This window comes from Planomonospora alba (assembly GCF_039534085.1).
Lineage (GTDB): Bacteria > Actinomycetota > Actinomycetes > Streptosporangiales > Streptosporangiaceae > Planomonospora_B > Planomonospora_B alba.
In genome coordinates this window covers 1-7,069 of record NZ_BAAAUT010000116.1, presented here as the reverse complement: position 1 = coordinate 7,069, position 7,069 = coordinate 1, and the positions used below count along the sequence as shown (strand labels likewise).

6 protein-coding genes are annotated in these 7,069 nt (G+C 74.7%); 5 read left to right on the top strand and 1 reads right to left on the bottom strand.

Annotated features, from left to right (window positions below; genetic code table 11):
- The coding region (locus ABD823_RS33920; protein WP_344866971.1) for a histidine kinase N-terminal 7TM domain-containing protein at nt 1-1,014 on the bottom strand (1,014 nt) is incomplete at its 3' end.
- A 263-nt stretch (nt 1,015-1,277) separates the two neighbouring features.
- On the opposite strand from ABD823_RS33920, the gene wecB reads away from it, so the two are divergent.
- The 5 genes from wecB to ABD823_RS33895 all read left to right on the top strand — a co-directional run bounded on the left by wecB (nt 1,278) and on the right by ABD823_RS33895 (nt 7,019).
- A complete protein-coding gene (gene wecB / locus ABD823_RS33915; protein ID WP_344866969.1) occupies nt 1,278-2,447 on the top strand; it encodes a non-hydrolyzing UDP-N-acetylglucosamine 2-epimerase in 1,170 nt (389 codons plus the stop codon).
- A gap of 209 nt (nt 2,448-2,656) precedes the next feature.
- Nucleotides 2,657-4,705: a flagellar biosynthesis protein FlhA gene (gene flhA, locus ABD823_RS33910; protein WP_344866967.1), complete on the top strand. Its 2,049-nt coding sequence runs from the start codon at nt 2,657-2,659 to the stop codon at nt 4,703-4,705.
- The gene (locus ABD823_RS33905) at nt 4,683-6,032 is read left to right on the top strand and encodes a hypothetical protein (RefSeq protein ID WP_344866965.1); all 1,350 of its coding nucleotides are present in this window, start codon (nt 4,683-4,685) and stop codon (nt 6,030-6,032) included. Before flhA ends, ABD823_RS33905 begins: the two co-directional genes overlap by 23 nt.
- Nucleotides 6,029-6,667 (top strand): PilZ domain-containing protein, encoded by a 639-nt coding sequence (locus ABD823_RS33900; RefSeq protein ID WP_344866963.1) that lies wholly within the window; start codon nt 6,029-6,031, stop codon nt 6,665-6,667. The genes ABD823_RS33905 and ABD823_RS33900 overlap by 4 nt, the downstream gene beginning before the upstream one ends.
- Entirely contained in the window at nt 6,654-7,019 is a 366-nt protein-coding gene (locus ABD823_RS33895; RefSeq protein ID WP_344866961.1) for a hypothetical protein, read from the top strand. The genes ABD823_RS33900 and ABD823_RS33895 overlap by 14 nt, the downstream gene beginning before the upstream one ends.
- Nucleotides 7,020-7,069: the final 50 nt, after the last annotated feature.

Genomic DNA, 7,069 nt, shown 5'->3' with positions numbered 1-7,069 from the left:
GGCGACGAAGGCCCAGCCGATGGTGGTCTGGCGGCTGTCGCGCAGCGCGCTGACGTGGATGTTGAGGTCGATGGCGCGCCCGTGCACGTCGGTCACGGTCTTGTCGGTCTCCACCCCGTCCGCCAGGCAGCCCCCGAGCGACACGCCGAACACGTCCGCGAGCGGCAGCCCGACCGGCCGGCCGGGCAGGTCCGGGGTCAGCCGCCGCGCCAGCCGTTCGGCCGCCGGGTTGAGGTCGAGGACGCGGCCGGTGCCGTCGATCGTCATGACCATGTCGCCGATCATGTCGAAGAGGCGGGTGCGCGTCACCGGTACCAGCTCGAACAGCGACAGCCGCGTCAGCGCCCAGTAGTGCAGGAACGCGGTGGCGCCGAACCCCAGGGGGGCCAGCGCCAGGAGCGGGGCCGCGTCGACCGCCCCGCTGTACCCGAGCAGCGTGGCGCCGCCGCCCAGGAACGAGGGCAGCAGGCTGACCAGGACGAACCCGTACAGGCGGTGCTGGGAGCGGGGACCGGACAGCCAGGGGCGGATCAGCAGCATCCCCGCGGCCACCAGCAGCACGTAACTGTAGAGGCCGTGCGCCCAGAACAGCGGGCCGAAGTCGATCAGCAGCCAGTCCGAGTCGCGCGGTGCGATGGAGGAGATGACCAGCCCGTGCCAGGGGTTGGTCAGCAGCGCGGCGACCAGGAGCAGGGGCTCGGCCGCCAGCAGCAGCGCGGTACGGCGCGACAGGCGCCAGAAGCGGTCGGCCACGGCCAGCGCCAGGCACAGGAACCCGGCGGTCGTGACGGAGATCCCGGCGAGGGACACGCCCGCCGTCAGCGTCGCCACCGAGGGGTCGTCCGCCAGGTATCCGGCCACGGCGGTGAGAGACCAGGCCGCGGTGCTCGCCGCGATGACCGACACCGCGCCGACCGCGGGGGCCGAGCGCCGCCTGCGCCAGCCGGTGCCCGCCACGGCGGAGGCCAGCATCGCGGACAGTGTGAAGAGCAGGGTCGCGATGAGCTGTCCCATGTACAGGTTCCTCTCGCCGCCTGGCATCGGTACACGTGCCGCCGCGCAGACACGTGGCGCCCCCTTATCGGCACGGCGGCGGGCGGACCTGAGGACTCCGCCGGCCCGGGTCGTGCGGCGGGGCGCGGAGGCGGGCGATCCCATAAACCCCGCTGGTCCGCGGCCGATCGGGAGGACACGGGACCGCCGCGGGACCAGCCGCGTGCGGCACCATCGCGTCCACGGCGTCCCGGCCCGTTCCCGAAGGCAGGAGTGTCCCGGCGATGCCCGCGATCCACCTCCCCCAGCGACGGGACCGCATCCGCGCGGCCCTCGTGCTGGGGACCCGGCCGGAGGCGATCAAGCTCGCCCCGGTCCTGCGCGCGATGAGCGCCTCCCCCCTGTTCGACCCCGTGGTGATCTCCACGGGGCAGCACCGCGAGATGCTCGACCAGATGCTGCAGCGCCTGGACATGCCCAGCGGCCGCGACCTGGCGGTCATGCGCGACCGGCAGATGCTGTCGGGACTGACCGCCCGCCTGATCAGCGGGCTGGGCGAGGCGGTGCGCGAGGACCGTCCCGACGTGGTGGTCGTCCAGGGCGACACGACGACGGCGATGACCGGCGCGCTGGCCGCCTTCTACGAGGGCGTGCCCGTCGCGCACGTGGAGGCGGGGCTGCGCACCGGCGTGATCGGCAACCCCTTCCCCGAGGAGCTCAACCGCCGCCTGGTGGCGCCCATGGTGCGCTGGCACTTCGCGCCCACCGAGGGTGCGGCGGCGAACCTGCGCGCCGAGGGCGTCCCGGCCGGCGACATCGCGGTCACCGGCAACACCGTGATCGACAACCTGCTCTGGGTGCTGGGGCGCGGCGAGGGCCGCTCGGCGTTCACCACCTCCCGCCGGCGGGTCCTGGTGACCCTGCACCGCCGGGAGAACCAGGGCGAGACCATGCACGGCATCGCCGAGGCGCTCGGCAGCCTGGCCGGGCGGCCCGACGTGGAGATCGTGCTGCCGCTGCACAAGAGCCCCGCCGTCCGGGACGCGCTGCTGCCGGTCCTGGAGGGCCGTCCGCACGTCACGCTGGTCGAGCCGCTGGACTACTTCGACTTCGCCGCCACGCTGGACGCCTGCGACCTGGTGCTCACCGACTCCGGCGGGGTGCAGGAGGAGGCGCCGACGCTGGGCAAGCCGGTGCTGGTGCTGCGCACCACCACCGAGCGCCCCGAGGCCGTGGAGGCCGGCGTCGCCCTGCTGGTCGGCACCGACCCTGCGGAGATCGTCGCCGCCGCGGACCGCCTGCTCGACGACCGCGCCGCCTACGAGCGCATGGCGTACGCGGTCAACCCCTTCGGGGACGGCCGCGCGGCCGAGCGCATCGTGGACCGGCTCGCCGCCGACCTGGCCGGCGCCGGCCGTTCCGCCGAGCCCGGGGGCGGCCTGGCCGTCGCCTGACCCCGCGCCGATCCCCCGGCGCCACGCCCGAGCCGCGGCGCGCCCACCGGCGCCGCGGCCCTTCGGGCGTGCCCGGATCCGGCCGCGGCGGGCCGGGGAAATCCTCAAGGGCGTACGGCCGCCGCCGATAGGAGGGTTCGCCAGGACGGCAGGCAGGGTCACGGAGCAGACCGGCGAAGCGTTCCACGAGCAGCGGAGGGGGCACCGCATTGCCCAGGGGCATCAGCCAGATGGCCGTGCCGATCGGCGTCGTCCTGATCGTCGTGATGATGGTCGTCCCGATGCCGACGATGCTGCTCGACCTGCTCATCGTCGCGAACATCACCATCGCGCTGGTCGTGGTCGTGGTGAGCATGAACGTCAAGCGGCCGCTGGAGTTCTCCTCCTTCCCCTCGCTGCTGCTGGTGCTCACCCTGTTCCGGCTGGCGCTGAACATCAGCGCGACGCGGCTGGTGCTGCTCGACGGGTTCGCCGGCAACGTGATCGAGGCGTTCGGCCACTTCGTCGTCGGCGGCTCCCTCATCGTCGGCCTGGTGATCTTCGTCATCCTGATCATCATCCAGTTCATCGTCATCACCAAGGGCGCCGAGCGCGTCGCCGAGGTCGGCGCGCGCTTCACCCTCGACGCCATGCCCGGCAAGCAGATGGCGATCGACGCCGACCTCAACGCCGGCCTCATCGACGAGGCCGAGGCGCGCAAGCGCCGCCAGGAGGTCACCGCCGAAGCCGACTTCTACGGCTCGATGGACGGCGGCTCGAAGTTCGTCAAGGGCGACGCGATCGCCGCCATCATCATCACCTTCATCAACCTCATCGGCGGCTTCGCGGTGGGCATCGTCCAGAAGGGCATGCCGTTCACCGAGGCGATCGAGACCTACAGCCTGCTGAGCATCGGCGACGGCCTGGTCTCCCAGATCCCCGCACTGCTGCTGTCGGTCGCCACCGGCCTGATGGTCGCCCGCGCCAGCGGCGAGGGCGACATGGGCAGCACGGTGGTCAGCCAGATCGGCGCGCAGAAGAAGGCCCTGCAGATCGGCGGCGGCGCCGCCCTGGCCATGGCGCTGATCCCCGGCCTGCCGAAGGTGCCGTTCTTCCTCATCGGCGGCGGCCTCCTGCTGGTCGCCCAGCGGCTGCCCGCCGCGGCCCCGGCCGAGGACGCCGAGGAGACCCCGGCGGCGCTGGCCGGCCCGGCGCCCGACTCGCCGGAGTCGCTGATGGGCGAGATCCGGGTGGACCCGCTGGAGCTGGCGCTGGCCCCCGACCTCATCGACCTGGTCGACGCCGCCGGCGGCGACCTGCTCGACCGGGTCCGCGCGCTCCGCCGCAAGATCGCCCTGGAGACCGGCGTCATCATGCCGCCGGTGCACACCCGCGACGACCTCGACCTGCCGCTGTCCACCTACGTGATCCGCGTCAACGGTGTGGAGGTCGCCCGCGGCCAGGCCCCGCCCGGCACCGTGCTGGCCATCGGCGACGGGCTGGACACCCTGCCCGGCCGGGTCGGCCAGGAGCCGGTGTTCGGCCTGGAGGGCAAGTGGGTCCCCGCCGAGCTGCGCCACCAGGCGGAGCTCACCGGCGCCACCGTGGTCGACCGCGCCTCCGTCATCATCACCCACCTGTCGGAGACGGTGCGCGCCAACGCCAGCCGCCTGCTGGGCCGCGAGGACGTCCGCGCGCTGGTCGAGGCCGTACGGCGCACCCACCCGGTCGTGGTGGAGGAGCTCACCCCGGCGCTGCTGAGCCTGGGGCAGATCCAGACGGTCCTGCAGGCCCTGCTCGACGAGAGCGTGTCCATCCGCGACCTGGTCCGCATCTTCGAGGCGCTGTCCCTGGCGGGCAAGACCACCACCGCTCCCGACGCCCTGGTCGAGGCCGCCCGTTCCGCCCTGGGCCCGGCCATCGCCGCGCGGCACCTCGCCCCCGGCGGCGACGGCCTGCCGGTGCTGACGCTCGATCCGCGGCTGGAGCACGCGCTGCTGGAGTCGCTGCGCCCCACCGAGCACGGCGTGCAGCTGGTCCTCGACACCGCCCGGGCGGAGGCCGTGATCGGCCGCGCCGCCCAGCTCGCCGAGGCCGCCGAGCAGCAGGGCATCAGCCCGGTGCTGGTGTGCTCGCCCCAGCTGCGGATGCCGCTGCGGCGGCTGCTGAAGCTGGCCGTTCCCCGCCTGCCCCTCCTGTCCTATGCCGAGATCGCGGAAGCTCCGTTCCGCGTGGAAACCCTGGGAGTCGTGACCGATGCCGAAGCGCTTGCTGCTTGAGGGACCCGACATCGAGAAGCTGCTGGCGCAGGTCCGCGACGAGCACGGGCCTGAGGTCTCCATCGTGTCGGCCGACCGCGTCCGCACCGGAGGCATCGCCGGGTTCTTCGCCCGCCAGCGCTACGAGCTGACGGTCGAGGTGAACGACCCGGCCGAGCGCCCGGCCGCCCCGGTCCCGGCCCCGGCTGCCGCCCCGGTCGCGGCCCCGGCGGACGCCGACCCGATGACGGCGCTGCTGGCCCAGGCCGAGGCCCAGGAGCGGAGGCTGAGCCTGCCCGGCTCCCGCGCCCCCCTCGGCTCCGGCCCCGCCCCGGCCCCCGCGCCCGCCCCGCAGCACCCCGCAGCGGCGCCCGCCGCCGGCCTCCCCGCAGGTCCCGCCGCGGAGCCGGCCGTCCCCGCGCAGGCCTCCCGGTTCCACACCCCGGTGCCCGCCGCGGCGCAGGCCCGCGTCCCCGCGGCCGCCGCCCCCGCCCCGTCCGCGGACGACTTCGTCGTCGAGACGGGCACGGAGAGCATGGCCTTCGCCGACATGCTCGCCTCGCTGCAGCGCGGCACCGGCCTCGTCCCGGCGGGCGGCGGGAGCGGCACCCTGCCGGCCCGGGCCTACCGGCCGTCCGCGCCCGAGCGGCCCGGCACGGGCACGCGTCCCTTCCAGCCGCCGGTCGTCGAGCCGGAGCGGCCGTACCAGCGGGCGCTGGTGGAGCTCGGGCTGCCCGAGCGCATGGCCCGGCAGGCCACCGCCTCCGACATGTACACCGCGGTCAGGCGCGCCCTGGACACCCTGCCCGAGGCGCCCGCGCTGCCCACCCGCCCCGGTGACGTGCTCGTCATCGCGGGCGAGACGCACGCGGCGCTGCGCGTCGCCGAGCAGGCCGCCCGCGCCATGAACGTGGGCCCCGCGCAGATCCTGCTGGCGGCCCGGTCCACCGCCGGCACCGGCATCCACAACACGCGGCTGCTGAACGGCCCCCGGGCCGCCCTCCGCAAGGCCCGGAAGATCCACCGGGACGACGTGCCGTACGTGGTCGTCATCGCCTCCGCCCCGGAGGACGACAACGGCGAGTGGGCCGGCGCGGTCGCCGACGCCCTCGGCGCGACCGCCGTGTGGGCCGTCGTCGACGCCACCCGCAAGACCGCCGACACCGCGCGCCACCTGCGCTCGCTCGGCAAGGTGGACGCCATCGCGGTCAGCGCCGTGGCCGCCACGGGCGACCCGGCGAGCGTCCTCTCCCTGGACATCCCCGTTTCCTACCTGGCAGACCGGCCCAGCACCCCGCAGGCCTGGACCGCGCTGCTGTGCGAGCGACTGGAGGAGAAGCAGTCGTGACATCAGTCAGTTTGCCCGCCATCAACGCGCTGGTGGAGATCGCCCTGCAGGACGGCAGGGTCTATCCGACGCGGGTGGAGGACGCCGAGGGGCTCACCCTCACGGTGGCGGCGCCGCGCGGTGTCGGGGACATCGACGTGCCCGCGCCCGGCGAGGAGGTGTACGTGCGGTGGACCGGCCCCCGCGGCCTCTACACCGCGCCCGCCGTCTTCACCACCTCGGTCCACGACCGGCTCAGCCTCTGGACCGTCGAGGCCGAGGGCACCGTGGACTACTTCAGCCGCCGCAGCGCCGTCCGGGTGGCGGGCGGCGAGCCGGTCCGGCTGCTGGACGCCGCCACCGGCAGAGAGGTGTTCCACGGCCGGTTCGTCGACATCTCCGAGCGCGGCGCCCGCTGCGAGGGGCTCGCGGACGGGCTCGCCCCCGAGCAGGAGGTGATGATCAAAATGGTGCTGGACGACAACCTCGTGGCGGTGCAGGGCAGCGTGCTCACCGTCTCGCCGTCCGAGCGGAACGCCGTCGTCGCGGTCGTCATCTACGACCCGCCGGAGGCGCAGGCGCAGATCATCCGCAGGTACGTGATGAACGCCCAGATCAAGGCCCGGAGGGCGGCGGCGGCCAATGCAGGTGACTAGTCTGCCGACGCTGCTGCTCGCGCTGGTCCTGGCCGGGCCCGCGCTGTGGCACGCCTTCGTGCTGCGGGACCTGGACGTCGTCACCGCGCTGACGCGGTACCTGCTCGCCGTGCTGGTGAGCGCCGCCATGCTCGGCGCCCTGCGCAGGATCACCGCCTCCTACGGGCCCGACGGCGCCGAGGCGGACGGCGAGCGGGCCGACGCCATGAGCGTGTCGGTCGACCGGGTGAACGGCCCCCGCAGGCGGGCCACCGACAGGCCGCCCGCGCCGGGGGCACCGGCCGTCACGGGCGAGCTGCCCGCCACCGCGCCCGCCGCGCTGCCCGCGGCCCCGGGTGAGGGCCGCGGCTGACCCCGGGCCCGGGCGCCCCCCGTACCGGCCCCCGGTCACCTCCAGGCGGC

What these genes read in the sequence shown, in the direction of transcription:
- ABD823_RS33905 (WP_344866965.1), top strand. Translation starts at nt 4,683, where the DNA reads ATGCCGAAGCGCTTGCTGCTTGAGGGACCCGACATCGAGAAGCTGCTG.
- ABD823_RS33895 (WP_344866961.1), top strand. Translation starts at nt 6,654, where the DNA reads ATGCAGGTGACTAGTCTGCCGACGCTGCTGCTCGCGCTGGTCCTGGCC.
- wecB (WP_344866969.1), top strand. Translation starts at nt 1,278, where the DNA reads ATGCCCGCGATCCACCTCCCCCAGCGACGGGACCGCATCCGCGCGGCC.